The organism is Microbacterium schleiferi, assembly GCF_038150145.1.
Classification (GTDB): Bacteria; Actinomycetota; Actinomycetes; order Actinomycetales; family Microbacteriaceae; genus Microbacterium; species Microbacterium schleiferi_B.
The window spans coordinates 89905-115585 of record NZ_JBBWSA010000008.1 but is presented as its reverse complement, the minus strand read 5'-3'; the positions used below and the strand labels follow the sequence as shown (position 1 = coordinate 115585).

Here is a 25681-nt window from a genome sequence, read left to right as displayed (position 1 = left end):
CGCTTTCTCGAAGGGTCGTCCCACGGTGTGGGGCGGCCCTTTGTCATTGACGGGCGCGGGTGGGAATTGCTCAGCCGACGGCGGGGGAGTAGTCTCTCGGATGGCTTAGGTAAGCCTTACCGAATCGTTCCGAGGATCCGCGTGCTCGCTAGCTTTCTCATCGGCCTCCGCGAAGGCCTCGAAGCTGCCCTCGTCATCGGCATCCTGGTGGCCTATCTCACACAGCTGAAGCGTCGCGACGTGTTGCCGCGCCTGTGGTTGGGAGTCGGGGGCGCGATCGCGCTCGCCGTGGCTATCGGAGCGTTCTTCACATTCGGTGCTTATGCGTTGACGTTCGAAGCGCAGGAGATCATCGGGGGCCTGCTGTCGCTGCTCGCCGTGGCGATGGTCACGTGGATGATCTTCTGGATGCAGGCCCACGCGCGGACACTTGCCGGGGGACTACGCAGCGGCGTCGACCGGGCGATCGCGACCGGGGGACTGTGGGGAATCGTCGTCTTGGGCTTTGTGTCGGTAGCTCGAGAAGGCGTGGAAACGACACTTCTGCTCTGGTCGATGGTGCAGTCCTTCGGCAACGCGCCAGAGTCGCTCGCCGGCGCCGTGCTCGGCATCCTCTGTGCCGCCGCGCTTGGCTGGCTCGTTGCCCGCGGGATGCTGCGCCTGAACCTCCGCCTCTTCTTCACCTGGACCGGCGCCTTTTTGATCCTCGTCGCCGCTGGCGTCCTGGCCTACGGGATCGGCGATCTGCAGGAGGCCGGGGTCCTCCCCGGGCCCTTCACTGCCCTCGCTCCCGTGCAGGATTCCGGAGCGGTTTTGGTTGGCTGGACCGCCTTCCCCATCGGTTGGGCGTTCGATCTCACCGGGGTCCTTGATCCCGTGAGCGCCCCCGCTGTGATTCTGCAGGCAACCATCGGCTTCACCGCCCGCATGAGCTGGCTCCAGGTGATCGCCTGGATCGTCTACGTCGCGATCGTCGGAACGGTCTTTCTTGTCCGCGCCTTCGCAGCCCAGCCGCGTCCTGTGGCGCCCGCTGCGGAGGCAACAGCTGCTGAGGCGACAGAGCCGACGCACGCTCTCAGTCGCGTCTCATCCGATCTCAGTCCCCACAGCAAGGAGACCCATGAACACCCTCTCTCGTAGTCTGGCGCTGGTTGCAGCAACCGCAGCCGGTGCCCTCGTACTCGCCGGTTGCGTCGCGCGTGCCGATCAGGCCGCCGGTGACGCGCTCACGGTCACCTCGACCGCTGACTCGTGCGAGATCTCGGCAGCCAGTGCGACAAGCGGAACCCTGAACTTCGCGGTCACCAACGCCGGATCCGAGACTACCGAGTTCTATCTGCTGGCCAGTGACGGCCTGCGGATCGTGGGAGAGGTCGAGAACATCGCCCCGGGCGCCTCGCGCACACTCACGGTGCTCGCCCAGCCGGGGGACTACTACACGCTGTGCAAGCCCGGCATGATCGGTGAGGGCATTGGCCGCGCCGCCTTCACCGTCACCGGTGAGGCCGTCGAGGTGGATACCGAGGATGCTGAGCTCAAGCAGCAGGCGGTGGATCTGTATGCCGCATTCGTGAAAGACCAGGTCGGTCAGCTCGTTCCCGCCGTCGACGACTTCGTCGCAGCCTACGTCGCGGGAGACGACGACACCGCCCGTGCGATGTTCCCGCAGGTACGCGCGTATTACGAGCGCATCGAGCCGGTGGCAGAGGCGCTGGGAGACCTCGACCCCCGCATCGATTTCCGCGAGGTCGACGCTGTGGCCGATGGCATCGACTGGACGGGCTTCCACCGGATCGAGAAGGATCTCTGGGTCCCCGCAACCGATGCCCTCAACTCTGATGGTGTGACCCCGGCATGGCAGGACTGGGCGCCGTCGACGCCCGAGCAGCGGGCGGACTTCGGTGACCTGCTCATCGCCGATGTGCAGGAACTGTACGACTACGTGCACGGTCAGGAGTTCGTCGACACACTCGAGTCCCAGGGCATCGCGGGTGTTTCCAACGGCGCCATTGCCCTCCTCGATGAGGTAGCGACCGGGAAGATCAGCGGCGAGGAGGACTGGTGGTCGGGCACCGACCTGTACGACTTCGCCGCCAACGTCGAGGGGTCGAAGATGGCTTTCTCGCTCGTGCGCGACTTCGCGGTCTCGAGCGGCCCCGACGGGGAGCAACTGGTCGCGCAGATCGACGATGGATACGCTCAGCTGGAAGCGGAGCTGGCTGCGTTCGGTTCGCTCAGTGACGGCTTCGTCGCCTACGGCGCCTTGACGGAGGCAGACAAGCGTGCACTGTCCGATCAGATCAACGCGCTCGCTGAGCCGCTGTCGCAGCTGACGGTGACAGTTCTGGAGTGAGCATGACCGATCCTGCATCGCAGGAGCGCCCCGCGGCCGGGCTGAGCAGGCGAGGTCTGCTCGGCCTGGCGCTGGGTGCCGGCGCCGCCGGAGTCGCGGTGGGCGTCGGCGGTGCCGCCGTGGTGGCCCGCGTCTCGGATGCCCAGACTGCGGCGCGCGCCGACACCCATCCCTTCTTCGGGGAGCACCAGTCCGGAATCACGACGGAGGTGCAAGATCACCTCCACTTCGCGTCCTTCGACCTCTCGGGCACGACCAGCCGTGACGAGCTCGTCGAGCTGCTCCAGGACTGGAGCTATGCCGCGTCGAGAATGATGCTCGGACTCGAGGTCAGCGCCTCCGGAGCCGTGGGCGGCTCACCCGAAGCGCCGCCGGACGACACCGGCGAAGCGCTCGGACTGCCGGCGAGCAACCTGACGATCACCTTCGGGTTCGGCCCGGGGCTATTTCGCACCGACGAGGGGGTCGACCGCTTCGGCATTGCGGATCGGGCCCCGGCGGGACTCGCGCCGCTGCCACCATTCCTCGGTGATGACCTCGACCCCGATCACACGGGCGGTGACCTCTGTATTCAGGCGTGCGCCGACGATCCGCAGGTCGCCGTTCACGCCGTACGCAATCTCAGCCGCATTGCGTTCGGGCGGGCTCGCCTCCGATGGTCGCAGCTCGGTTTCGGCCGCACCTCGCGAACGTCAGCTCAGCAGCAGACCCCGCGCAATCTCTTCGGGTTCAAAGACGGCACAGCCAATCTCCTCGCCGGCGACGAGGACGCGCTCGCCGAGCACGTCTGGGTCTCGTCCGAGGATGGGCCCGCGTGGCTCGCGGGGGGCTCGTACCTGATCGCCCGCAAGATCGCGATGAAGATCGAGACCTGGGACCGGGTTCGCCTCGCTGAACAGGAACAGATCACCGGCCGCGCCAAGGGAAGCGGCGCCCCCTTGAGCGGGGGAGAAGAGTTCACCGCGCCCGACTTCGCTGCGCTGTCGGCATCCGGCACTCGAGCGATCGACCCGGCATCCCACGTCGCCCGCGCGCACCCCGACAACAATGGCGGGATCCGGATGCTGCGGCGGGGATACAACTACGTTGACGGCAACACCGCGCTGGGACGCCTCGATGCTGGCCTCTTCTTTCTCGGCTACGTGCGCTCGCCGGAGCGATTCATCACGGTTCAGAAGTCGGTCGCAACCGACCTCATGATGGAGTATCTGCTCACGATCGGATCGGGGATCTGGGCCGTGCCGCCCGCACCGAGTGAAGGATCGTTTGTCGGCGCCGCACTGTTCTCTTAGCCGGGAATGCTGCCCGTGCGCGAGGCGCTGGAGTAGTCTCGGGCGTCGATGACGCTTACCGATGACGCCCGCGAGCGGGACGCGGCGATTCCCGACCTCGACTGGCGGGTGTTCCCGCCCGGGACCGTTCGTGATGCGTTCGAAGCGCCGAGTGGACGCCTGGCGCGAGTGGCGCTCGGGGCCGGTGATCGGGGACGAGTCGTGCTCTTTCCCGGTGTGACCGGTTCCAAAGAGGACTTCACTCTCATGCTGCCGCTGCTTGCCGACGCCGGTTACCGTGTGGAGGCGTACGACCTGGCGGGGCAATATGAGTCGCGGGATGCCGGCCCCGAGAACCTCGATCCGCCCCGGGACCGCTACGACTATCCGCTGTTCATCGATGATCTGACCGCTGTCCTCGAGGGCGGCGCGCGAGCCCACGTCCTCGGCTACTCCTTCGCGGGGCTCGTGTCTCAGCTGATCGTCGCCGAGCGTCCGGAGCTGTTCGCAACGCTCACGCTGTTGTCGACGCCGCCGGCGACCGGACAAGTGTTCCGGGGGGTGAAGCGGATCGGCCGCTTCAGCAATCTCGCGGGCCCGCGAAGCGGCGCATCCCTCATGCTGTGGGGTATCCGGAACAACCTGAACCGCGTTCCCCCGCAACGCATCGCGTTCGTTCGTGAGCGATTCGCCCTGACGCGGCGAGAGAGCGTCGACGACATCGTCGGGCTCATGATGCGGATGCCGGATGTTGTCGATGCGGTGCGCGCGGCATCCGTGCCGACCCTCGTCGCGACGGGCGCGCATGACCTCTGGCCGACCGAGCAGTACCTGTCCTACGCGCAGCGCATCGGCGCGCAGGTGGCGGTCTACGAGACAGGTCATAGCCCGTGCGAAACGGCGCCGCATCAGCTGGTGCGTGACATGCTCGCGATGTTTGCCGAGATAGACGGCCCCATGGATCGGTGACGTCCCGGAAACAACGGGAATAGATTCGACGGGGTCGCGTTACACGAGATACATTCACTTGCATAGATCGGCCGCACACCCCGCGACCGGGAGCGGAGAGCACCATGAGCCAGATGCAGTTCGGGATCTTCACCGTCAGCGACATCACGGAAGACCCCACGACAGGTCATACCCCCAGCGAGGCAGAGCGGATCCGCGCGACGCTGCAGATCGCCAAGCACGCCGAGGAGGTGGGGCTTGATGTCTTCGCCCTGGGCGAGCACCACAACCCGCCGTTCTGGTCGTCTTCGCCGACGACGACGCTCGCCTACATCGCAGGCCAAACCGAGCGCATTCTGCTCTCGACTGCCACGACCCTCATCACCACCAACGACCCCGTGAAGATCGCCGAAGACTATGCGATGCTTCAGCACGTTTCGGGAGGTCGGGCTGACCTCATCCTCGGACGCGGTAACACCGGCCCCGTGTACCCCTGGTTCGGCAAGGACATCCGTCAGGGTCTGAACCTCGCGGTCGAGAACTACGCCCTGCTCCACCGGCTGTGGCGCGAGGATGTCGTCGACTGGCAAGGTCAATTCCGCACGCCGCTGCAGGGTTTCACCTCGACGCCGCGCCCGCTCGATGGCGTGCCGCCCTTCGTCTGGCACGGCTCGATCCGCACCCCCGAGATCGCCGAGCAGGCCGCCTACTACGGTGACGGGTTCTTCGCCAACAACATCTTCTGGCCCAAGGAGCACTTCCAGCGGCTGGTCGCGCTCTACCGTGAGCGGTTCGAACACTACGGACACGGCACCCAGGAGCAGGCGATCGTCGGGCTCGGTGGGCAGGTTTACATGCACCGCAACTCTCAGGAGGCGGTCCGCGAATTCCGCCCGTACTTCGACAACGCGCCGGTCTACGGCAACGGCCCGAGCCTGGAGGACTTCACCGAGATGACGCCGCTGACGGTGGGTTCGCCGCAGCAGGTCATCGATCGGTACGCGGCGATGCGGGAGCACTTCGGTGACTACCAGCGCCAGATGTTCCTGATCGACCACGCGGGTCTGCCCCTGGGGGCCGTCCTCGAGCAGCTCGACATCCTCGGCGGTGAGGTCGTACCGGTGCTCCGCAAGGAGCTCGCGAAGGATCGCCCGGAAGGCGTTGCTGACGCTCCGACCCACGAGAGTCTGGTGGCAGCTGCAGGCGGACCGCGCGAAGCCCGGCCCCGGCCCAACCGTGGCGACAACGTCACCGGCGGTTCCCCGTACCGCGACAGCGCGCCGCTGGCGGGTGCCGCATTCGGTGCCGCAGCGACACGTCAGGGGGCGTGAGATGACCACGCGCCGCATCGCGGTCGTCACGGCGGGGCTCTCGAACCCGTCATCCACGAGGCTGCTCGCCGACAGGCTGGCGGAGGCCGTTCGTGCACAGCTGGCAGAGCGTGAGATCGAGGTCGGGGTGGATGTGATCGAGCTGCGTGAGCACGCTCATGCGATCACCGACAATCTCCTCACCGGGTTCGCCCGCCCCGAGCTTGCTGAGGTGATCGAGACCGTGACCTCGGCTGACGCCCTCATCGCCGTCACGCCGATCTTCACGACCAGCTACTCCGGTCTGTTCAAGTCGTTCGTCGACATCCTGGACCCGGACTCGTTGCGGGGGATGCCGGTCCTGCTGGCAGCCACCGGCGGGTCACCACGACACTCGTTGGCACTCGAGTACGCGATTCGCCCGCTGTTCACCTATCTGCACGCCAACCCGGTCTCGACGTCCGTGTTCGCGGCATCGCAGGACTGGGCCGGCGGCGAGGGAGCATCCTCGCTTCGTTCGCGCACTGAGCGGGCCGCGGGAGAGCTCGCGGATGCCGTCGCTCGCCGGGGCGCGACAGTCGTTGAGGACCCGTTTGACCCGGCGAGCTACCTCGGCAAGGGTCGCTCGTTCGAGAGCCTGCTGGGCGGACTCAGCGCCGACTGACCCGCAGCACCACGATGCCCCGGCCGCACCCGACGGCCGGGGCATCGTGAGTTCTCAGGCGCGGACCGCACCGCTGGCCAGCACGCCGCTGGCCTCAGTGTCGTCGGCAGCTCCCGCGGCTTCGACAGTCGCGGCGCTCGGTCGGCGACCGATCCGCTTGAGGGCAATGACCGCGACAGCGGTGGTGATGGCGCCGATCGCGATCGACAGCAGGAACCACAGGAAGCTGCTGATCGCGAACCAGACGAACACGCCGCCGTGGGGTGCCTGCGAGGTGACCCCGAAGGCCATGGAGAGGGCGCCGGTGACGGCGCCACCGAGCATCGAGGCGGGGATGACGCGCAGTGGGTCGGCTGCGGCGAAGGGGATAGCACCCTCCGAGATGAAGGATGCACCCAGCAGCCACGCCGCGACACCGTTCTCGCGCTCCACCGGAGTGAACTGCTTACGCGCAAGCACCGTTGAGGCAAGGGCGAGGCCCAGCGGCGGCACCATGCCCGAGGCCATGACGGCAGCCATGATCTCCAGCGGCACCTGGTTCGCCAGTGACGCGGCCCCGAGGCCCGCGACCGCGAACGAGTAGGCGACCTTGTTGACGGGTCCGCCGAGGTCGAAGCACATCATGAGACCGAGGATGACGCCCAGCAGCACGATTCCGACGCCGGTCAGGCTGTTGAGCCAATCGGTCAGTGTCGTCATGAGCCAGGCGATCGGCCCTCCAAGGAACAGGATCATGGCTCCGGATGCGGCAATGGACGCCAAGAGCGGAATGATGACGACCGGCATCAGCCCACGCAGCCAGCGGGGTGCCGGGATGCGGGTGAGCGAGGCTGCCACGAGTCCCGCGAGCAAGCCACCGACAATGCCGCCGAGGAAGCCGGCGTTCATCATGACGGCGATCGTGCCGACGACGAAGCCGGGGGCGATGCCGGGCCGGTCGGCCATGGCGTAGGCGATGAAGCCCGCGAGCGCGGGGACCAGGAAGCCCATGGAGGCTGCGCCGATGACAAACGCGACGGCGCCGATGTAGGTCCAGAAGCCGCCGTCGGGCAGGTTCCAGAGTGAGGACGAAGCGACGATGTCGCTGGCCGTCGCGTTGATGTCGTATCCCGCGAGACCGAAGCCGATGGCGATGAGCAGACCGCCGCCGGCAACGAAGGGGATCATGTAGCTGACGCCGGTGAGCAGCCAGCGTTGCAGCTTGCGGCCCGCGTGTTCGCTGGCGGTATCGGAGGTCGCGGTCGTGGTTTCGCTACCCGCGACGCGCGCAGCATCCGGGTTCGCGGCCGCGGCCAGGGCCTCGTCGATCATGGCGCCGGGAGCTTCGACCCCGCGCTTGACGGGGCCCTGAACGACCGGCTTGCCGGCAAAGCGCGCGCGATCGCGCACATCCACGTCCACCGCGAAGATCACGGCGTCGGCGGCGGCGATGACGGCGGGATCGAGGGCCGTCGATCCGCTCGATCCCTGCGTCTCGACCTCAAGGCGGATGCCGCGCTTCTTCGCCTCGGCGACGAGGGCGTCGGCAGCCATATAGGTGTGGGCGATGCCGGTCGGGCAGGCGGTGACTGCGACGAGCACGCGCTGATCCGCCGCCGCCGCCGGTGCCGCGGTGGTCGCGGCAGGCGTCGGGGCGATCGCCTCATCGATAAGGCCAACAACCTCGGGCGCCGAGGTCGCGGTGCGCAGAGACTCCACGAACTCTTCCCGCACCAGTGCGCGCGCAATCGTGGAGAGGATCGCGAGGTGATCGGTGTCGGCTCCGATCGGTGCGGCGATGAAGAACACGAGATCGCTCGGGTCGTCGTCGCCGAAGTCCACCGGGTCCGAGAGGCGTGCGAACGCGAGTGTGGGCTCCGTCACGGCGGCGGTGCGGCAGTGGGGGATCGCGATACCGCCGGGCATACCGGTCGAGGTCTGCGCTTCGCGGGCGTGGGCGTCTGCCGCAAGCGCGTGGGCATCGGTGGTGCGACCCGCGCCGGCGACGATGGTGCTGAGGGCATCGATGACGTCCCCGGATGTCGCGCCCAACGCGACATCGAGAGCGACGAGCTCCGGGGTGATGATGGACATGTTCTCTCCTTTGATGAACGTCACGGGGAAGTGACCGTGGCGGGCAGGTGTATCTCGGTGACCGTGACCTGGTCAGGGTGGGTGTCTGAGGGGCGGGGGATGGTCGTCCCGGGCAGGGCGACGGCAGCGGCGCCGTAGGCAACCGCGTGCGCGAGCCGTGCCGCCGGGGAGCACCCGGCAGCATCGGCGATGAGGTAGCCGGCAAGGGAGGAGTCACCGGCACCGACGGTGCTGCGGGCGGTCACCGGTGGGTGGGTGGCGTGCCACGCGCCCTCTGCCGTGGCGAGAACGGCACCGGCAGAGCCGAGGGTTGCCAGGACGGCAGCGATGCCGCGCGCTCGCAGTGCATCGCAGGCGTCCGCGACCGCGTGCGGATCGGTGAGCGTCGCGGGGTCGGTTCCGGTCAGCTCGGCGAGCTCCTCGAGGTTCGGCTTGATGAGATCGATGGGTACCCCCGCGGTGCGCAGCGCGGTCAGCGGAGCGCCCGATGTGTCGACTGCCACGCGGATGTCGGGCGTCGCGATCCGGGCGGTGCGCGCCAGGTCGGCAAGCAGCTCGACATCCGCCGCCGGAGGCAGTGAACCGGCGAAGACCAGCCACTGTGCCCGGGGGGCCTCAGCAGCGACGACGTCGTGCAGGGCCGCTACAGCCGATGCGCTCAGCGGCGAGCCGGGTTCGTTGATCTTCGTCGTGGTGCCGTCGGGTTCGACGAGAGAGATATTGGTGCGCACGCTCGCGCCGGGATCGACCGTGACCACGGCCAGCCCGCTTTCGACGAGTTCACGAACATAGGGGTCGTGGTAGTCGGCGCGAACGATGGCGCGGGTCGCGACGGATGCGTGAGCCAGCGCTCGCGAGACGTTGACGCCCTTGCCGGCTGCCTGCGAGGTGACGGCGCTCGCGCGAAGGACCGCATCGCGAACGAGGGGCGAGGGGAGCTGAATGGTGCGATCGACGCTCGGGTTGATCGTGACGGTGACGATCATGCGCGCACCAGATCCACGTCGGCTGCGCGCAGGGCAGCGCTCAGGTCGGCATCCGGTTCGCCGTCGGTCACGAGGGCGTCGATGTCATCGAACCCTCCGAACCGCACGAGAGATTCTTCGCCGAGCTTCGATGCGTCAGCGACGACGATCACCCGCCGCGCCGAGGCTACCGCGGCCCGCTTGACCTCGGCCTCGGCTTCGTCGGGCGTGCTCAGCCCGAACTGGGCGTGCACGGCGTTGGTCCCAATGATTGCCACATCCGGCCGCAAGCCCGCGATCTGGTCGATGGCTCCTGCGCCGACCAGCGCGCCGGTCACCGCTCGCAGTCTTCCGCCGATCACGCGCACCGCCGGGGTGGTGAGGTGGCTGAGCGTCGACGCGGTGATCACGGAGTTGGTGATGAGCGTGAGCGAAGCGTTGCCGTCCTCTCGGGCGGCCAGAAGCCGGGCGACGCGTGCTGCCGTTGACCCGGCGTCGATGTGCACGGCCCCGCCGAGACCGCGGGGGATCAGATCGAGCGCCGCCGCGGCGATGCGTTCCTTGGCTTCGGTCGCCGTGGCTTCGCGGGCCGCCAGACTCGGCTCGGCGGCGCTCGTTCGACCCGCGGGAACCGCGCCCCCGTGCACGCGCAGGAGCACGCCGTCGGCCTGCAACTGATCAAGATCGCGGCGGATCGTTTCTTGTGCGACGCCGAACAGAGCTGACAGGGCGGTTACCGATGCCCGGCCCTCGTCGGTGACGATTCCCGCGATGCGCTGCTGGCGCTCCGTCGCGTACATGTGTTCTCCCACCCGGCGTCATCCGTGACGTCGAAATCTGTGTATGTGTGAGAGTAACTGTGAATGTGATGGTTTACAAGGGTCGATCTGCTTTTCGGGCGCGCGTCAGTGGCAGAGACGGGTGTGGCCACACGTGCAACGTCGCGCGTGGCCAGGTGGTGAGCGTCGCAGACGTCGGGCTGGCGGCCCGACTCAGACAGAGGGGCCCGCAGTGTCCGGGGGAGGCGTGTCTCGTGCAGAGGACACACGCGTGACGATGAGGTCGACGATCAGGCCCAGCGCGATCGCGGCGCCGATGGAGATGAGGACGGCCACCACGGGTCCGCCCGGAACCAGGCGTCCGACGATGGCGCCGACTGCAGCCTGATACACCGCCCACCCCGTGGCGGCGGTGGCGACGAGAACGAGGTATCGAGGAGCCGGAACTCGCGATGCACCAGCCGTCAGGTTCACCGCCAATCGGGCGAACGGGATGAACCGGGCGGTGAAGACCACCGTCGCGCTCGAGCGGTGCAGTCGCCGGTGCGCCCACCCGATCGCGGCGCTCACCCTGCGGCCCCGCATCCACCCCCACCGATCCAGCCCGACGCGGCGCCCGACGACGTACACGATCATGTCGCCGAGGAACGCTGCGACCGCGGCCAGTAGCACAACGCCCAGGAGTGGCGGTGAGCCGACGGTGACAGCGAGCGCACCGAAGGCGGTCACGGCGACCTCTCCCGGGACCAGCACCAGGAGGCTGTCGGCGAGGACGAGCGCGAACATGAGAGGGAGCGCCCAGGGGCTGCCGGCAACGTGCGTCAGCACCTCATCGATCACACTTCTGGGTAACACGCGAGGGTGAACGGAGACGGAACGGGGCACGTCCGGTGACGCGCTGGCGTGCATCCGGTGAACTCTCGGCGACCGGGCCCTCGTGAGCGTATTCGGTGGTCTGACACGCGTCACCCTGGAGGCGTGAGAGTCGCGGTATTGGCGGAATCGTTCCTCCCCCACATGAACGGAGTCACCGGCTCGGTGCTCCAGATCCTTCGTCATCTGGCAAGCGAAGGGCATGAGACGCTCGTCATCGCTCCCAAAGCTGGCGATGTCGAGGCCGACCTGCGCGGCGCCGACCTCTCTGGCGCTCGCACGACCATGCTCCGGTCCGTGCCCTTGCCCTCCTACCCTCAAGTTCGTGTGGTGTTCGCCCGCGCTGCGAAGCTGGCGGCGCACCTGCGTGAGTTCCGGCCCGATGTCATCCACCTGGCATCGCCGTTCGTGCTCGGATGGCAAGGAACCGCTGCCGCCGACGCGCTCAAGGTGCCCGTCGTCGCGGTCTACCAGACCGACGTGGTCGCGTATGCCCAGAAGTACGGGCTTCCGGCGGCGACCTCGATCGTGGAGTCGCACGTGACGCGACTGCACCGTCGCTCGACGCTGACGCTGGTGCCGTCCTCGGCGAGCATGTCCCAGCTCGAAAGTCTCGGCATTGATCGCCTGCGCCGGTGGGGTCGGGGAGTGGATGCCGTGCGCTTTGATCCCGCGCTCCGCAGCGCCAGCTGGCGCCAGCGTGTTGCACCGGGCGAGACGATCATCGGCTACGTCGGGCGGCTCGCCCCCGAGAAGCAGGTCGAAGACCTCGCCGCGCTGCACGATCTTCCGGGAACCCGGTTGGTGATCGTCGGTGATGGGCCGTCGCGACCCGCACTCGAGCGCGCCCTGCCGCGAGCGGTCTTTCTCGGACACCTCTCCGGCGATGCACTCGGCGAGGCGATGGCATCCTTCGATGTCTTCGTTCACCCCGGCGAGAGCGAGACGTTCGGCCAGACGATTCAGGAGGCTCTCGCGGCTGGAGTTCCGGTCGTCGCGACGGGAACAGGCGGTCCGGTCGATCTCGTTCGCAGCAGCGTCGACGGATGGCTCTATCGGCCGGGTGACCTGGCCGACCTCCACGCGCGCGTGTCAGACCTCATCGGAGACGAATCCAAGCGGCGAGCCTTTGCGGCCGCGGCCCGCGAATCCGTGCGCGAGCGCACCTGGGAGGCTCTGGGCCGCCAGCTTGTCGGTCACTACGCAGAGGCCCGGATGCTCCGCCCGATCGACGACTCTTTGTTCGCCCGTGCCGCGACGCGCCCCGCAGCTCCGCCCGCACCCGCGACGGAGGGAACCCCGCGGTGGTCGCGTTTCGTTGCCCTCGGTGATTCCTTGACCGAGGGGCTGTGCGACACATCGCGGATGCCGAAAGGTCAGTATCGCGGGTGGGCCGACCGTCTCGCGGATCTGTTGGCCGGCGCCCGAGAGGCGAGACTTCCAGCGAGCGCGGAGCCGTTCCGGTACGCGAACCTCGCTGTGCGCAGCCGCAAGATCCGGGACCTCCTCGACGAGCAGCTCCCGCGCGCGCTGGAGATGGCACCCGATCTGGTGTCGGTGTTCATGGGCGCAAACGACCTGGTCAGCCGCGGAGCCGATCCGCTCATCCTGGCGAAGGGGCTCGAACGGGCGGTCGTGGATTTGCGGTCCCGCGGGATCGATGTGCTGCTGGTGAGCATCGTGCTTCCCCGGCGACCAGCCGCCATGATCTTCGCCCGCCGCGTTGCGGTCTACAACTCCGAAATCAGACGCATTGCGGCCAGCACCGGCTGCATGCTGCTCGATCTTGAGGCCCAGCCGGCGATCAGTGACCTCGACATGTGGGCCGACGACAAGGTCCACTTCCGGTCGAAGGGTCATCGCTTCGTTGCCTACCGGGCTGCCGAGGCGCTCGGCGTCCCGTACGCTGACGAGCTGGCGACGCTCGACTCAGCTTTCCATGACGATGACGACCCGAACCCGCGCGGCTGGGTTCGTCGCGATGCGGTGCCCTGGCTCTGGCGGCGCTTGCGTGGACGAACGGCTGGTGACGGGCTGAGTGCCAAGCACACCGACTATGTGACGATCTCTCGGCGCTCGCTGCCTGCGGTGAGCCGATCGGCGCATGCACCCTCGGTGCCGGCCGTCGTCACCGGCCCCGGGGTTGCGCTCCCCGTCGTGGATCAGGGCGCCAACGGGCGACGCTGAGGGGGAGCTGGCGTCCCGCCGGTATCCGCGGCCGCGAGGTTCGCTGCGTGTCGTGCGATGGCGTCCGCGAAAGCCTCCGGCGCCTCCCGTGCGACGAAGTGCCCTGAACCGGGAACGAGGGTCCACGGATAGCCGAACCGATCATGCAGCGCCTTGGCCGCGTCGTGACGGATGCTGGGAGAGAGCGTCCCGACGGTGACCAGTGTCGCCGCGGCCGCAAGACTCGGGGCCGAAGGCTCGAATCCGCGGAACATCGGAAGCTCGCGAGCCACGGCGTCGGTATCGCCTCCCGCGTCGGCCAGCGACCAGGTCGGGCCGTACAGTGCTGCCCCGAAGGCCGCCACGCCGCCAGCGGCATACGCGGCAGACACCGGCCCGAGCAGGCCCGGCACCAGACTGCCCACCGCGGGTTCGTGGCAGAGCACTCCGGCTACGGGCGCCGCGATACCCGCTAAGCCCAGCGCTAACGTGGCACCTCCGCTCTGGCCTACCACGAGTGCACCCTCAGATCGCTCCGCGACGAAGCTGAGTTCGGTGTCGAGAGTGCCCGAGCACGGTCGGCGCACCGCCTCGACGTCCTCGAGTCCGCGCCGCTGCAGGGCCGCGAGGAGGGCGTCCCATACGGCGGGAGTCGTGGCGGCTCCGTGGACGAGGACGATGCGCAGCGACATGACGCCACGCTATCCCGCTCATTCGCCCCATTTCGCCGGGATCGGAAACAGGGCGTTTACATCAGCACACCGCAGGTGAAACAGTCCGCCGCCATGATCATGGCTATGGATACAGATCGGGATACGGCACGGGATACCGTGCGGGATGCCGTTCCCGGCGGCGAGAAGCGCACTCGCCGTGAGCAGGCTTACCTCAAGATTCGGCGGATGGCGCTGCAGGGCGAATTCCCGTTCTGGCAGCGCCTGCCCGAAGAGAGCATTGCGGAGCGGCTCGGCGTTTCGCGCACGCCGGTGCGGGAGGCGTTCGCGCGCCTGGACGCTGACGGCATCCTCAGCCGATACGACGACGGCGGCTACTACGTCGCCGAGCCCAATCTGGTGGATCTGCGCGACCTCTATGAGCTGCGTCTGACGCTGGAAGTTCGGGGCATCGTCCGCGCGAAGGAGGACGGCGTCGAGCACGATATCGAGGCGCTCGAGGCGCTGCGCGAGGAGTGGCTGGAGATCAAGGGCGCCTCCCATCGCGCGGACGGCTCCTTCATCGAACGTGACGAGTCCTTCCATGTCGGCCTGCTCCGCGCCTCCGGCAACCTCGTGCTCACCGAGACTCTGGAGGCCGTGAACATTCGCATCCGCCCCGTGCGGATGCACGACTTCCTCGATGCCGAGCGCATCGAGATCAGCATCGACGAGCACCTCGAGATCCTCGACGCAGTCATCGCGGGGGAGATCGACGAGGCAGCGGTGCTGTTGAAGCGCCACATCGGGATCTCGCTCGATGTGGTGGAAGATCGCGCCGCTCGCGCGATGACCCAGATGATGCGACTGCGCAGGCGGAGGTAGAGAGTGCGATGACGAACGTCGTGGAATCAGCGTTCCCCCCAGATCAGAGCTCCACTTCGAACGTCCCGATACTCCAGGTCGAGAACTTCACGAAACACTTCGCCGAGGTCAAGGCCAATACCAACGTCAGCCTCGACGTCCGCCCCGGTGAGGTGCACGCCCTGGTCGGCGAGAACGGCGCGGGCAAGAGCACGCTGCTGAAGATGATCTACGGCGTGTACACGCCTGACTCGGGCACGATGTTCGTAGACGGCAAGGAGGTCACCGCAGGCTCCCCGGCCGAGTCCAAAGCTCTCGGCATCGGCATGGTGTTCCAAGATCTGCGTCTGGTGCCCGCTCTGAGCGTGACAGAGAACATGGCCCTGTCTTTGGAGACCGGACCCGTGCTTCGGCTCAACTCTCTCGCGAAGCGAATCAGCGCGGCCAGCGCCGAGTACGGTCTCGCCGTCGATCCGAAGGTCCTGGTGCAGCACCTCTCGATCGGTGAGCGTCAACGCGCGGAGATCCTCAAGGTCCTCATGACCGGCGCTCGTCTGGTGATCCTCGACGAGCCGACCAGTGTGCTGGCGCCGCAGGAGGTCCAGGCGCTCTTCGGGGTGGTGAGCACGTTGCGGACACAGGGGTTCGGCATCCTCATCGTCACCCACAAGCTCGGCGAGGTGCGCCAGATCGCGGACCGCGTGACCGTGTTGCGGGGAGGCGAGCTGATCCTCGGGGGGGTGGATCCGAAGGATTACACGGATGAGGAGCTCATCGAGGCGATGGTGGGCCATGCGGTCCCCTCTCTGCCCGCCGAGCGCGTGCCCGTCACTGACAGCGAGGTTCCGGCCCTGCGGATGCAGGACGTGTCCTCCCGCGGAGACAAGGGTCATGAGGCGCTGAAGTCGATCTCGCTGACGGTGCGCCGAGGCGAACTGGTCGGGATCGCGGGCGTTGCGGGGAGCGGCCAGCGCGAACTCTGCGAAGTCGCCACCGGCTTGCGCGAGATCACGTCGGGAGGAGTGTGGATCGGCGGGGAGCCCATCTCGACTCCCCGTTCTGCCATCGGGGCGGGGAGCGTGAGCATCCCCGAGGATCCTGTCGCCGACTCGGTTGTCACCCGCCTCTCGGTGCTGGAACACATGCCCCTGGATGGCCGGGTCGTGCCTCGGCGCGGTCTCGGGGTGAACTGGAAGCGCATCAGTACGACCACGAGCGAGAAGAACGAACGCCTGGGGCTGCGGATCGCGCCGCAGAGCCGGAAGCTCTTCGAACTCTCGGGGGGAAATATCCAGCGCGTCATCCTCACCCGCGAACTGGGTATCGACTCCAGCCTGGTGGTCGCGGCCTACCCCTCGCGCGGGCTGGACATCTCCAACGTGCGACGCACTCAGCAGATCCTTCTCGATCGCCGTGAGGCGGGCGCTGGAGTCTTGCTCATCTCGGAAGACCTTGACGAACTCATGACGATGGCCGATCGGATCGTGGTGCTCCACGACGGCCACATCTCGGGTGAGGTCGGTCCCGCCGATTACGACAGGCAGGCCATCGGCCGCCTCATGCTGGGGGGTGCCGCATGACCGTGACGGATGCGACGGGTGTGGACAGCGTCTGGACGACGACCAGGAGGACGGGCGTGCCCACAGTGGCCCGTTGGGCCGCGGCGATCGGTGGCGCGCTGGTGATCTTCAGCGTCATCATCGCAACTCAAGGGGCGAATCCGATCGAGGTCTTCGCCGACATGTTTGCCTCGACATTCCTGCGTCCGCGGTCGATCGCGGACATCTTCAACGCCATGGGCCCGATCGTGCTCGCCGCGCTGGCGGTGGTCGTTCCCGCTCGAGCGGGCATGTCGAATGTGGGCGGCGAGGGGCAGGTGATGGTCGGGGCTATCGCCGCCTGCGGGGTCGCTTTGCTGACTGATGCGTTCCTGCCGACGGCGGTGGTGCTCCCGCTCATGATTCTCGCGGGGATCGTCGGCGGGGCCGCATGGGCGGCAATCGCAGGGCTGCTGCGACTGGTTTTCTCGGTCAATGAGGCGGTGAGCACGCTCCTGCTGAACTTCGTCGCGCTCTATCTCCTGCTCTTTCTCATCTACCAGCCATGGCGGGAGAGCTCTGCAGGGCAGCCGACGACGCGGGAACTTGCCGACACAGCGAAGCTGCCTGAACTGGCGGGGATAGGCCTGATGGTCGGGATTTTCGTCGCCGTGATCGCGGTGGTAGCGGTCTGGCTCGTGCTCGATCACACCCGCTGGGGGTACAAGCTCTCGGTGGTGGGCGGCAACGCGGAGGCGGCCCGTCGGGCGGGTCTGCCCGTGTCGTGGCTGATCCTGTCGGCGCTCCTGGTGGGCGGCGCGCTCGCGGGCATCGCGGGCATGATCCAGTACGCCGGCGTGGAGTTTAAACTGCGCGCCGGATTTGCCGATCAGATCGGCTACATCGGATTCCTCGCGAGCTGGCTGGCCCGGCACAGGCCCTTCCCGGTGCTGCTCGCCTCGTTCGTGCTCGCGTCGCTGATGATCGCCGGCGACAGCCTGCAACTTGACGCCCAGCTTCCCGCCGCGACCATCAACATCCTGACCGCGCTGATCCTCATCGCCGTGCTCGGGTTCACCCAGAAGAAGGCGAGCCGCTGATGGACTTCATTTCGCTCCTGCAGAACGTTCTCGCCGGCGGCGTCCGTGGCGGCACCTCCATCCTCTACGCAGGGCTCGGAGAGACCGTCTCCGAACGAGCCGGGGTGATCAACCTCGGAATTGAAGGGTCGATGCTTCTGGGTGCGCTCGGCGCCTACATCGCCGCGGCGGAGACGGGCAATCCGTGGGTCGGTGCGCTCGCCGGTGCTGTGGCGGGTGCCCTGCTGGCGCTCATGCACGGACTGCTCGTCGTCTGGCGCGGTGCGAACCAGTTCGCGAGCGGTCTGACGATGCTCTTCCTCGCACTCGGGCTCACCTCCCTGTTCGGGGCCGCCTACGTGAGCCGGACGATCACTCCGTTCCCCGTCGTCCCGATCCCGTTCCTCTCCGACATCCCTTTCGTCGGCCCGATCCTGTTTCGCCAGGATGCGCTCGTCTATCTCAGCTATGTGGCGGTGCCCCTGGTGTGGTTCGTCCTGTTCCGCACGAAGTTCGGGCTGCTCGTGCGCACGGCGGGGGAGCGGTCGGACGCGCTGACCGTCAACGGCTACGACGTCCGGCGCACACGCATCCTCGCCGTCACGATCAGCGGCTTCTTCGCGGGAATCGGCGGTGCGCACCTGTCGATCGCGTACACCAACTCCTGGTTCGAGGACATGGTGGCCGGGCGGGGATTCATCGCCGTCGCGCTGGTGATCTTCGCATCCTGGATGCCGCTGCGTGTCTTGCTCGGCGCCTGGCTGTTCGGTGCGGCACTCGCGCTCGGCCCCGCACTTCAGGCGCGAGGCATTCCCGTCAACCAGTTCGCCCTCGCCGTCGTCCCGTTCGTCCTCACTCTCGTCGTGCTCGCAGTGCTCGGCAGGCGCACCATCTCGGCTGCGCCTGCCGAGCTCAAGCGGGTGTTCGAGAACGGACCATCCACGACCTAGCCCTCGGGCGCGGTCACCAGCTCCATCCCTCTCTCCCTTCACCCATCCGGTCCCGTTGCAGCGGGGCCGAACAGCCCAGACCGGTTCTGCACCGATCTGAAGAAAGGAACACCATGCAACACAGTACTCCGCGCCTCCTCGCGGTCGCGATCGGCGCGAGCCTCGCGCTGACCCTGGCCGCCTGCGCGCCCGCAGGATCGGGCGGCGGTGACGTCGAGGCAAGCAGCGACGCCCCGGGCACCGGCGGCACCGCGGTCGGGTTCATCATGGTCGGCCCGAAGGATGACTACGGTTACAACCAGGCCGTCTACGAGGGCTCCCAGGCTGTCGCCGAGGCCTTCCCCGATCTCGAGGTACTGACCGCCGAGAACGTCCCGGAGGATGACTCGGCCGTTACCACGATGGAGCAGATGATCGATCGGGGCGCGAAGATCATCTTCGCCACGTCCTACGGTCACCTCGATGCCGCCCAGCAGGTCGCTGAAGCCCACCCCGATGTGGTTGTTGTCCAGCAGGGCAACACCCTCCCTGAGGAGGACATCCTGCCCAACCTCGGAACCTACTTCGGCACTGTCTACGAGCCCATGTATCTGGCCGGAATCGCGGCCGGCGCGGCGAGCGAGACCGGCAAGCTCGGCTATGTCTACGCCTTCCCGATCCCGCAGACGATCGCGAACATCAACGCCTTCACGCTGGGCGCGCAGACCGTGAACCCGGATGTCGAGACGATCGCCGTCGCCACCTCGAGTTGGTGCGACCCGGCCGCGCAGGCGGAAGCCGCGAGCAGCCTGCTGAGCCAAGGCGTCGACGTGCTCACTCAACACCAGGACTGCACCAAGACCGTGATCGATGCGGCCGAGGCGGCAGGCGCCTACACCGTCGGTTATCACGCTGACGCCTCCTCTCTTGCTCCCGAGGGATGGCTCACGGGCGCGGTGTGGGACTGGCCCGAGCTCTACATCGACATTGTCGACACGGCAGTGAGCGGTGAGTTCACGGGCAGCCCGTACAACGCGAATTTCCGCGTGGGTCTGAAGACCGGGACGAACCCGTTCGTGCTCGCCGACTTCGGTCCCTCCGTCAGCGACGAGACGATCGCGGCCATCGCCGATGCCGAGGCGTTCCTCGCCTCCGAGGAGGGTTCGCCGTTCGTGGGTCCGGTCTATGCGCAGGACGGCACCGAGATGATCGCCGCAGGCGTCGTCCCGGACTACGCGGAGATCGACGTCATGGACTACTTCGTCAAGGGCGTCACGGGCAACCTGGCGCAGTAGGAATGACGATGGCGACGACGACCGACAGCATTGCGCGCCGTGGACACGTCCCGGGGACGACACCGTACCCGTGGCCGTGGAACGGGGTATTGAATGCCGAACGCACCGCAGTGCTGGTGGTGGATGCCCTCGGGGCGCCGCCACTGGATGGGGTGACCGCGCGCAACGCCGGGGTCGTCGTCGCCACCGTCCGTGGCGCAGGCGCGATCGGCATCCGGGTGGTCACCCGGGAACCTCGCAGAGCTATCCCCCACCCCGCACCGGCACGGATGGGCGGCGCCGACGCGCCGCCCATCCCGGTCGACGAACTGATCTCCGCGGTGGGTGTCGACGGCTTCTTCGGCAGTTCGCTGGAAGCGTCGCTTCGCGGGCGGGGGATTGAACGGATCATCCTGGTGGGCACCTGGTTGGAGACCAGCGTCCACTCCACGATGCGCACCGCGAACGACATGGGGTTCGAGTGCCTCCTGGTCGCCGACGCGTGCGCGCAGCTCGATGCAGCTATCGAGCGCAACAGCATTTCCATGATCGAGATGTCGGGCGGGATCTTCGGAGCCGTCGGGCACACCGCGGACGTCGTGGAGGCGTACGCGAAAGCAGAAGGAGAACCGACATGACTATCGCGACCACTTCGGGCGTCACCTTCGGTCCCGTCACCGCGGAGCCTTATGTGTGGCCCTACGACGGACGATTCCGTCCAGAGTCCACAGCCCTCATCAACATCGACTGGCAGGTCGACTTCTGCGGAATCGGCGGCTACGTCGACCGCATGGGCTACGACCTGAACCTCACCCGGGCAGGGCTGGAGCCCACCGCTCGCGTGTTGGAGGCAGCGCGTGCTGCGGGTCTGTACATCATCCACACCAGGGAGGGTCACCGTCCCGATCTCGCCGACTGCCCACCCAACAAGCTGTGGCGCTCGAAGCGCATTGGCGCCGGCATCGGCGACGACGGCCCGTGCGGGCGGATCCTCACCCGCGGCGAGCCGGGGTGGGAGATCGTTCCTGAGGTCGCCCCGATCGAGGGTGAGGAGATCATCGACAAGCCGGGAAAGGGCTCCTTTTACGCGACCGATCTAGACCTTCTCCTGCGCAACCGCGGCATCACGCACATCATCCTCACCGGAATCACGACCGACGTCTGCGTGCACACCACCATGCGTGACGCCAACGATCGTGGGTACGAGTGCCTGCTGCTGACCGATTGCACCGGCGCGACCGACATCGGCAACTACGAGGCCGCGTTGAAGATGATCACCATGCAGGGGGGAGTCTTCGGCGCCATCGCGCCGTCCAGCGCACTGCTGGCATCGCTGTCGGCCGGATCGGTCGCGTGAGTCGGACGCCCCTGGAGGGGGAACGATACGCGGAGGGTTCCCTCCGGATCACAGAGCTTGCCCGCGCATACGAGCGAGGCGAGACGACTCCGGCCGAGCTGGTCGAGGTGATCGCTGCGCGGATAGCCCTCCGCGGCGACGACGGGGTGTGGATCAGCCTCGATCTTGACCGCGCCCGCGCCGACGCCGCTGCATTGGGCGACACGCCCGATCCCGCGCTGCCCCTGTGGGGCATCCCGTTCGCGGTGAAGGACAACATCGACGTAGCCGGCTGGCCGACCACGGCCGCGTGTCCGGCGTTCGCGTACGACGCGACCGAATCGGCGACGGCCGTGCGCCTGCTCGTGGATGCCGGAGCGATCCTCATCGGTAAGACGAACCTTGACCAGTTCGCGACCGGGTTGAACGGGACCAGATCGCCGTACGGCATCCCGACCGCGGTGGCCGACGGCGACATGATCTCGGGCGGGTCGAGTTCGGGTAGTGCCGTGGCCGTGGCGGCCGGACTGGTCTCTTTCGCGCTGGGCACCGACACCGCGGGCTCCGGTCGCGTGCCGGCGGCGTTCAACGGGATCGTGGGGTGGAAGCCCAGTCGCGGACTCGTGAGCACCGCGGGGGTCGTGCCCGCCTGCCGAAGCCTGGACTGCGTCAGCGTGTTCGCGGGGAATGTCGCCGACGCTGTTCTGGTCGGGCAGTCGATTTCCGCTCCCGACCCCCGTGATCCCTGGAGCCGTTCACTGCCTTCGCCGACGGTGGCCACACCCGTTGCGCTTGCCGGACTGCGCGTGGGATTTCCGGATCCGGACTCGCTGCAGATCTCCGAGGATCACGGCTACGGTGCCGGCTGGGCCGCTGCCCTGGATGACGTGCGCGCTGCCGGCGCAGAACTCGTGCCACTCGATCTTTCGGAGTTCTTCGAGGCAGGGCGCCTGCTGTACGAAGGTCCGTGGCTTGCCGAGCGGCTGTCGGCGGTATCCGACTTTCTGGCCGGAGAGCCTGACGCGGTGCTGCCCGTGATCCGACAGGTGGTCGAGGGAGGGTCCGGGTTTTCCGCTGTCGATGCCTTTCGGGCGATCTCGCGATTGGAGGAACTGCGAAGCAGCACGCGGCGCACGCTGGGGAACGTCGATGTACTGCTCACCCCGACAGCGCCGACGACCTTCACCGTGGCAGAGATGCGTGAGGATCCGATAGGCCGAAACGGTGTGCTCGGGCTGTACACCACCTACGGCAACCTGCTCGACCTTGCCGCGATCGCGGTGCCTGCGCCCGCACCCCATCCCAGCCGTCCGTTCGGGGTGTCCCTGGTCGGCGTCTCGGGATCTGACGCATCCTTGGCCTCGGTCGCCGCGGCGCTCGAACAGATCTGGAACACGGATGCCGCGCCGGTGCCGCTCGTGTCGCCGCCGGCGCTTCCCATCGCTGTCGTCGGAGCGCACCTCGCGGGGATGCCCCTTCACGGGCAGCTCACCGAGCGCAGCGCGCGGCTGCGCACGCGGACGGTGACGGCGCCGGAGTACCGCTTCGTCGCTCTTGACACCGCGCCACCCAAGCCCGGTCTCGTGCGCGTGGGGGAGGGAGGCGTCGCGGTGGAGGTGGAGGTCTGGGAGATTCCACAGGAGCACGTGGGAACCTTCCTCGCCGGCATCCACGAACCCCTGGGTCTGGGCAGCATCCGCCTCGCAGACGGCAGCCGCGTGCATGGCTTCCTCTGTGAGGAGATCGACGCGCGTGAGGCACCCGACATCGGCGCCTTCGGCGGCTGGCGTGCCTACGTCGCCGACCAGGCCACCCGTAACTGAGGGCGGCCGACCGGAGAGCCACCCGCGGCTCCCGCCACCGCGAAACCGCGCGTCCGGCTCGCCGCTGGTAGGCTTGCTCGGGTTGCCTTACGGCATCCGCTCAACTTCACAGTGAGCTTCATGGAGCAGGCCGGCAGGAAGCTGGTCCCCTGTGGTGGGTTCCCCGTCGTCTTCCGCCGGGTTGTCCTCTACTGGTGGCCAGCGCCGACGATTCACGCGGCGCAGTGCCGCACGCTCGATACTGCCTGTTCCTGCTCCTTCGCATGTGCTCGCGCGCCACACGGGTGCGCGAGTCGAAACAAAGAAGGAGAGACCTCTTGGAAGGTCCTGAAATCACCGCCGCTGAAGCCGTTCTCGACAACGGCCGCTTCGGCACCCGCACCGTCCGGTTCGAGACCGGGCGCCTCGCTCAGCAGGCTCAGGGCGCCGTTGCCGCCTACCTCGACGAGGAAACCATGCTGCTCTCGGCCACGAGCGCCGGAAAGCACCCTCGCGAGGGCTTCGACTTCTTCCCCCTGACGGTGGATGTCGAAGAGCGCTCCTACGCCGCCGGCAAGATCCCTGGTTCGTTCTTCCGTCGTGAGGGTCGCCCCTCGACCGAGGCGATCCTGGTCTGCCGTCTGATCGACCGTCCGCTGCGCCCCTCGTTCGTCTCGGGGCTGCGCAACGAGGTGCAGATCGTTGTCACGGTGCTCTCGATAGCGCCGGGTGAGTTCTACGACGCGCTCGCGATCAACGCAGCGTCCCTGTCGACCCAGATCTCGGGCCTGCCGTTCTCGGGTCCGATCGCCGGTGTGCGCCTCGCGCTCATCCCCGGCCACGGCGAGCACGCCGACCAGTGGGTAGCGTTCCCCAAGGCCGAGCAGCTCGAGGATGCGGTCTTCGACCTGATCGTCGCCGGGCGGGTCCTGCCCGACGGTGACGTCGCGATCATGATGGTCGAGGCTGAGGCAACCGAAGGTAGCTGGAACCTCATCAAGGGCGGCGCCACCAAGCCCAGCGAAGAGATCGTCGCGCAGGGCCTGGAGGCCTCCAAGCCCTTCATCAAGGAGCTCGTGGCCGCGCAGAACGTCGTCGCGAACACCGCCGCGAAGGAGATCCAGCCCTACCCGGTCTTCCCCGCGTACGCCGACGAGACCTACGACTTCGTCGCCGGTCGCGCTTACGACAAGCTCGTCCCGATCTACCAGATCGCCGACAAGGTCGAGCGTCAGAACTCCGACGATGAGCTCAAGGATGCCGTCAAGGCAGAGCTCGTCGCCGCCGTTGAAGCCGGTGAGCTGCCCGAAACGGCTCTGGGTGAATTCTCGGCAGCGTACAAGTCGGTGACCAAGAAGATCGTTCGTGGTCGCATCCTCACCGACGGTGTCCGCATCGACGGCCGTGGGCTTGCCGACATCCGTCCGCTGGATGCCGAGGTCCAGGTGATCCCGCGTGTGCACGGTTCAGCGATCTTCCAGCGCGGTGAGACCCAGATCCTGGGCGTCACGACGCTGAACATGCTCAAGATGGAGCAGCAGATCGACTCGCTCTCGCCCACGACGAGCAAGCGGTACATGCACCACTACAACTTCCCGCCGTACTCGACCGGTGAGACCGGCCGAGTGGGTAGCCCCAAGCGCCGCGAGATCGGCCACGGGTTCCTGGCCGAGCGGGCGCTCGTGCCGGTGCTGCCCCCGCGCGAGGAGTTCCCCTACGCCATCCGTCAGGTCTCCGAGGCCCTCGGCTCCAACGGATCGACCTCAATGGGCTCGGTCTGCGCCTCGACGCTGTCGCTGCTGAACGCGGGTGTGCCGCTTCGCGCACCCGTCGCCGGTATCGCGATGGGCCTGGTCTCGGACGAGGTTGACGGTCAGACCCGCTACGCGGCGCTGACCGACATCCTGGGTGCTGAAGACGCGCTGGGCGACATGGACTTCAAGGTCGCCGGTACCAGCGAGTTCGTCACGGCGATCCAGCTGGACACGAAGCTCGACGGCATCCCGTCGTCGGTGCTGTCGGCAGCTCTCACGCAGGCCAAGGAAGCGCGTCTGACGATCCTGAACGTCATCAACGCCGCCATCGATGGCCCCGACGAGATGGCCCCGACCGCGCCGCGCGTGATCAGCGTGCAGATCCCGGTCGACAAGATCGGTGAGCTGATCGGCCCCAAGGGCAAGACGATCAACGCCATCCAGGACGCGACCGGCGCCGACATCTCCATCGAGGAGGACGGCACCGTGTACATCGGCGCGACCGACGGTCCGTCGGCCGAGGCCGCCCGCGCCCAGGTCAACGCGATCGCCAACCCCACCAACCCGGAGGTCGGCGAGCAGTTCCTCGGAACCGTCGTGAAGATCGCAACGTTCGGTGCGTTCGTCTCGCTGCTGCCGGGCAAGGACGGCCTGCTGCACATCAGTGAGGTCCGCAAGCTCGCCGGTGGCAAGCGTGTCGAGAACGTCGACGACGTGCTCTCGGTCGGGCAGAAGCTCCTGGTCAAGATCACCAAGATCGACGACCGCGGCAAGCTCTCGCTCGAGCCCGTGATCGACGAGCCCGCCGACCAGGAAGGCCGCGCTGCGGCGAACGAGGGTCCGGAGGCTCCGGCCGAAGGCTGAGCCCGGTTTCGAGAACGCCCGTCCCGCTGGGGGCGGGCGTTCTCGCTTTCCGGCGTGATCGAAGCGTTATGTAATATTCACGCCTGTGTCGCCTGGCGCCGCCGCGCCACCGCTGTTACGCCGTACCCTCGAAACACGCGCCGGGGAGCGCGTCGGCATCAGTGACTCACCACCACGGATACCGTGAAG

The 25681-nt window shown here is 67.5% G+C and carries 21 protein-coding genes; 16 read left to right on the top strand and 5 right to left on the bottom strand.

Annotated elements, in window-relative coordinates:
* Positions 1-141: 141 nt before the first annotated feature.
* From efeU to AADH62_RS10910, 6 genes are all read left to right on the top strand, one after another.
* Positions 142-1140: an iron uptake transporter permease EfeU gene (efeU, locus tag AADH62_RS10935; protein WP_341579499.1), complete on the top strand. Its 999-nt coding sequence runs from the start codon at positions 142-144 to the stop codon at positions 1138-1140.
* Positions 1121-2353 carry an iron uptake system protein EfeO gene (efeO, locus tag AADH62_RS10930; protein ID WP_341579498.1) on the top strand — a complete coding sequence of 411 codons (1233 nt, stop codon included), beginning with the start codon at positions 1121-1123 and terminating at the stop codon, positions 2351-2353. Before efeU ends, efeO begins: the two co-directional genes overlap by 20 nt.
* 2 nt (positions 2354-2355) lie before the next feature.
* Complete coding sequence (efeB, locus tag AADH62_RS10925) at positions 2356-3645, top strand: iron uptake transporter deferrochelatase/peroxidase subunit (protein ID WP_341579497.1); 1290 nt, start codon at positions 2356-2358, stop codon at positions 3643-3645.
* 48 nt (positions 3646-3693) lie between these two features.
* A complete protein-coding gene (locus AADH62_RS10920) occupies positions 3694-4593 on the top strand; it encodes an alpha/beta fold hydrolase (RefSeq protein ID WP_341579496.1) in 900 nt (299 codons plus the stop codon).
* A 113-nt stretch (positions 4594-4706) separates the two neighbouring features.
* Complete coding sequence (locus tag AADH62_RS10915; RefSeq protein ID WP_341579533.1) at positions 4707-5903, top strand: LLM class flavin-dependent oxidoreductase; 1197 nt, start codon at positions 4707-4709, stop codon at positions 5901-5903.
* A 1-nt stretch (position 5904) separates the two neighbouring features.
* A complete protein-coding gene (locus tag AADH62_RS10910; protein WP_341579495.1) occupies positions 5905-6546 on the top strand; it encodes an FMN reductase in 642 nt (213 codons plus the stop codon).
* Between the two features lie 54 nt (positions 6547-6600).
* On the opposite strand, the gene AADH62_RS10905 is transcribed toward AADH62_RS10910, so the two are convergent.
* The 4 genes from AADH62_RS10905 to AADH62_RS10890 form a co-directional block, all read right to left on the bottom strand.
* A complete protein-coding gene (locus AADH62_RS10905) occupies positions 6601-8619 on the bottom strand; it encodes a fructose-specific PTS transporter subunit EIIC (RefSeq protein WP_341579494.1) in 2019 nt (672 codons plus the stop codon).
* A gap of 20 nt (positions 8620-8639) precedes the next feature.
* A complete protein-coding gene (locus tag AADH62_RS10900; protein WP_341579493.1) occupies positions 8640-9605 on the bottom strand; it encodes a hexose kinase in 966 nt (321 codons plus the stop codon).
* The gene (locus tag AADH62_RS10895) at positions 9602-10384 is read right to left on the bottom strand and encodes a DeoR/GlpR family DNA-binding transcription regulator (RefSeq protein WP_341579492.1); all 783 of its coding nucleotides are present in this window, start codon (positions 10382-10384) and stop codon (positions 9602-9604) included. Before AADH62_RS10895 ends, AADH62_RS10900 begins: the two co-directional genes overlap by 4 nt.
* A 192-nt stretch (positions 10385-10576) precedes the next feature.
* Positions 10577-11203, bottom strand: coding sequence for a DedA family protein (locus tag AADH62_RS10890; RefSeq protein ID WP_341579491.1), 627 nt, complete (start codon positions 11201-11203; stop codon positions 10577-10579).
* Positions 11204-11341: 138 nt separating this feature from the next.
* Here AADH62_RS10890 and AADH62_RS10885 point away from each other — a divergent pair, with 138 nt between their 5' ends.
* Complete coding sequence (locus AADH62_RS10885; RefSeq protein WP_341579490.1) at positions 11342-13423, top strand: glycosyltransferase; 2082 nt, start codon at positions 11342-11344, stop codon at positions 13421-13423.
* Here AADH62_RS10885 and AADH62_RS10880 read toward each other — a convergent pair.
* A complete protein-coding gene (locus tag AADH62_RS10880) occupies positions 13399-14094 on the bottom strand; it encodes an alpha/beta hydrolase (RefSeq protein ID WP_341579489.1) in 696 nt (231 codons plus the stop codon). The two genes, AADH62_RS10885 and AADH62_RS10880, sit on opposite strands and share 25 nt — an antisense overlap.
* A gap of 105 nt (positions 14095-14199) precedes the next feature.
* On the opposite strand from AADH62_RS10880, the gene AADH62_RS10875 reads away from it, so the two are divergent.
* The 9 genes from AADH62_RS10875 to AADH62_RS10835 all read left to right on the top strand — a co-directional run bounded on the left by AADH62_RS10875 (position 14200) and on the right by AADH62_RS10835 (position 25492).
* Positions 14200-14937 (top strand): GntR family transcriptional regulator, encoded by a 738-nt coding sequence (locus AADH62_RS10875; RefSeq protein WP_341579488.1) that lies wholly within the window; start codon positions 14200-14202, stop codon positions 14935-14937.
* 8 nt (positions 14938-14945) lie between these two features.
* The gene (locus AADH62_RS10870; RefSeq protein ID WP_341579487.1) at positions 14946-16496 is read left to right on the top strand and encodes an ABC transporter ATP-binding protein; all 1551 of its coding nucleotides are present in this window, start codon (positions 14946-14948) and stop codon (positions 16494-16496) included.
* Positions 16493-17554 (top strand): ABC transporter permease, encoded by a 1062-nt coding sequence (locus AADH62_RS10865; protein ID WP_341579486.1) that lies wholly within the window; start codon positions 16493-16495, stop codon positions 17552-17554. The genes AADH62_RS10870 and AADH62_RS10865 overlap by 4 nt, the downstream gene beginning before the upstream one ends.
* The gene (locus tag AADH62_RS10860; RefSeq protein WP_341579485.1) at positions 17554-18483 is read left to right on the top strand and encodes an ABC transporter permease; all 930 of its coding nucleotides are present in this window, start codon (positions 17554-17556) and stop codon (positions 18481-18483) included. Before AADH62_RS10865 ends, AADH62_RS10860 begins: the two co-directional genes overlap by 1 nt.
* 113 nt (positions 18484-18596) lie before the next feature.
* On the top strand, positions 18597-19757 hold the full coding sequence (locus AADH62_RS10855) for a BMP family ABC transporter substrate-binding protein (RefSeq protein ID WP_341579484.1): 1161 nt from the start codon (positions 18597-18599) through the stop codon (positions 19755-19757).
* Positions 19758-19765: 8 nt separating this feature from the next.
* Positions 19766-20374: a cysteine hydrolase family protein gene (locus AADH62_RS10850; protein WP_341579483.1), complete on the top strand. Its 609-nt coding sequence runs from the start codon at positions 19766-19768 to the stop codon at positions 20372-20374.
* Positions 20371-21093: an isochorismatase family cysteine hydrolase gene (locus tag AADH62_RS10845; protein WP_341579482.1), complete on the top strand. Its 723-nt coding sequence runs from the start codon at positions 20371-20373 to the stop codon at positions 21091-21093. Before AADH62_RS10850 ends, AADH62_RS10845 begins: the two co-directional genes overlap by 4 nt.
* Positions 21090-22895, top strand: a complete 1806-nt coding sequence (gene atzF / locus AADH62_RS10840) for an allophanate hydrolase (RefSeq protein WP_341579481.1) — start codon at positions 21090-21092, stop codon at positions 22893-22895. Before AADH62_RS10845 ends, atzF begins: the two co-directional genes overlap by 4 nt.
* A gap of 317 nt (positions 22896-23212) precedes the next feature.
* Positions 23213-25492, top strand: coding sequence for a polyribonucleotide nucleotidyltransferase (locus tag AADH62_RS10835; protein WP_228177733.1), 2280 nt, complete (start codon positions 23213-23215; stop codon positions 25490-25492).
* Positions 25493-25681: the final 189 nt, after the last annotated feature.

Excerpts from the sequence above, each read along its gene's own strand:
- AADH62_RS10920 (WP_341579496.1), top strand. The coding sequence starts at position 3,694 with ATGACGCTTACCGATGACGCCCGCGAGCGGGACGCGGCGATTCCCGAC.
- AADH62_RS10870 (WP_341579487.1), top strand. The coding sequence starts at position 14,946 with ATGACGAACGTCGTGGAATCAGCGTTCCCCCCAGATCAGAGCTCCACT.
- AADH62_RS10855 (WP_341579484.1), top strand. The coding sequence starts at position 18,597 with ATGCAACACAGTACTCCGCGCCTCCTCGCGGTCGCGATCGGCGCGAGC.
- efeB (WP_341579497.1), top strand. The coding sequence starts at position 2,356 with ATGACCGATCCTGCATCGCAGGAGCGCCCCGCGGCCGGGCTGAGCAGG.
- AADH62_RS10900 (WP_341579493.1), bottom strand. The coding sequence starts at position 9,605 with ATGATCGTCACCGTCACGATCAACCCGAGCGTCGATCGCACCATTCAG.
- AADH62_RS10865 (WP_341579486.1), top strand. The coding sequence starts at position 16,493 with ATGACCGTGACGGATGCGACGGGTGTGGACAGCGTCTGGACGACGACC.
- AADH62_RS10915 (WP_341579533.1), top strand. The coding sequence starts at position 4,707 with ATGCAGTTCGGGATCTTCACCGTCAGCGACATCACGGAAGACCCCACG.
- AADH62_RS10910 (WP_341579495.1), top strand. The coding sequence starts at position 5,905 with ATGACCACGCGCCGCATCGCGGTCGTCACGGCGGGGCTCTCGAACCCG.
- efeO (WP_341579498.1), top strand. The coding sequence starts at position 1,121 with ATGAACACCCTCTCTCGTAGTCTGGCGCTGGTTGCAGCAACCGCAGCC.
- AADH62_RS10880 (WP_341579489.1), bottom strand. The coding sequence starts at position 14,094 with ATGTCGCTGCGCATCGTCCTCGTCCACGGAGCCGCCACGACTCCCGCC.
- AADH62_RS10875 (WP_341579488.1), top strand. The coding sequence starts at position 14,200 with ATGGATACAGATCGGGATACGGCACGGGATACCGTGCGGGATGCCGTT.
- AADH62_RS10905 (WP_341579494.1), bottom strand. The coding sequence starts at position 8,619 with ATGTCCATCATCACCCCGGAGCTCGTCGCTCTCGATGTCGCGTTGGGC.
- AADH62_RS10850 (WP_341579483.1), top strand. The coding sequence starts at position 19,766 with ATGGCGACGACGACCGACAGCATTGCGCGCCGTGGACACGTCCCGGGG.
- AADH62_RS10860 (WP_341579485.1), top strand. The coding sequence starts at position 17,554 with ATGGACTTCATTTCGCTCCTGCAGAACGTTCTCGCCGGCGGCGTCCGT.
- AADH62_RS10845 (WP_341579482.1), top strand. The coding sequence starts at position 20,371 with ATGACTATCGCGACCACTTCGGGCGTCACCTTCGGTCCCGTCACCGCG.
- AADH62_RS10895 (WP_341579492.1), bottom strand. The coding sequence starts at position 10,384 with ATGTACGCGACGGAGCGCCAGCAGCGCATCGCGGGAATCGTCACCGAC.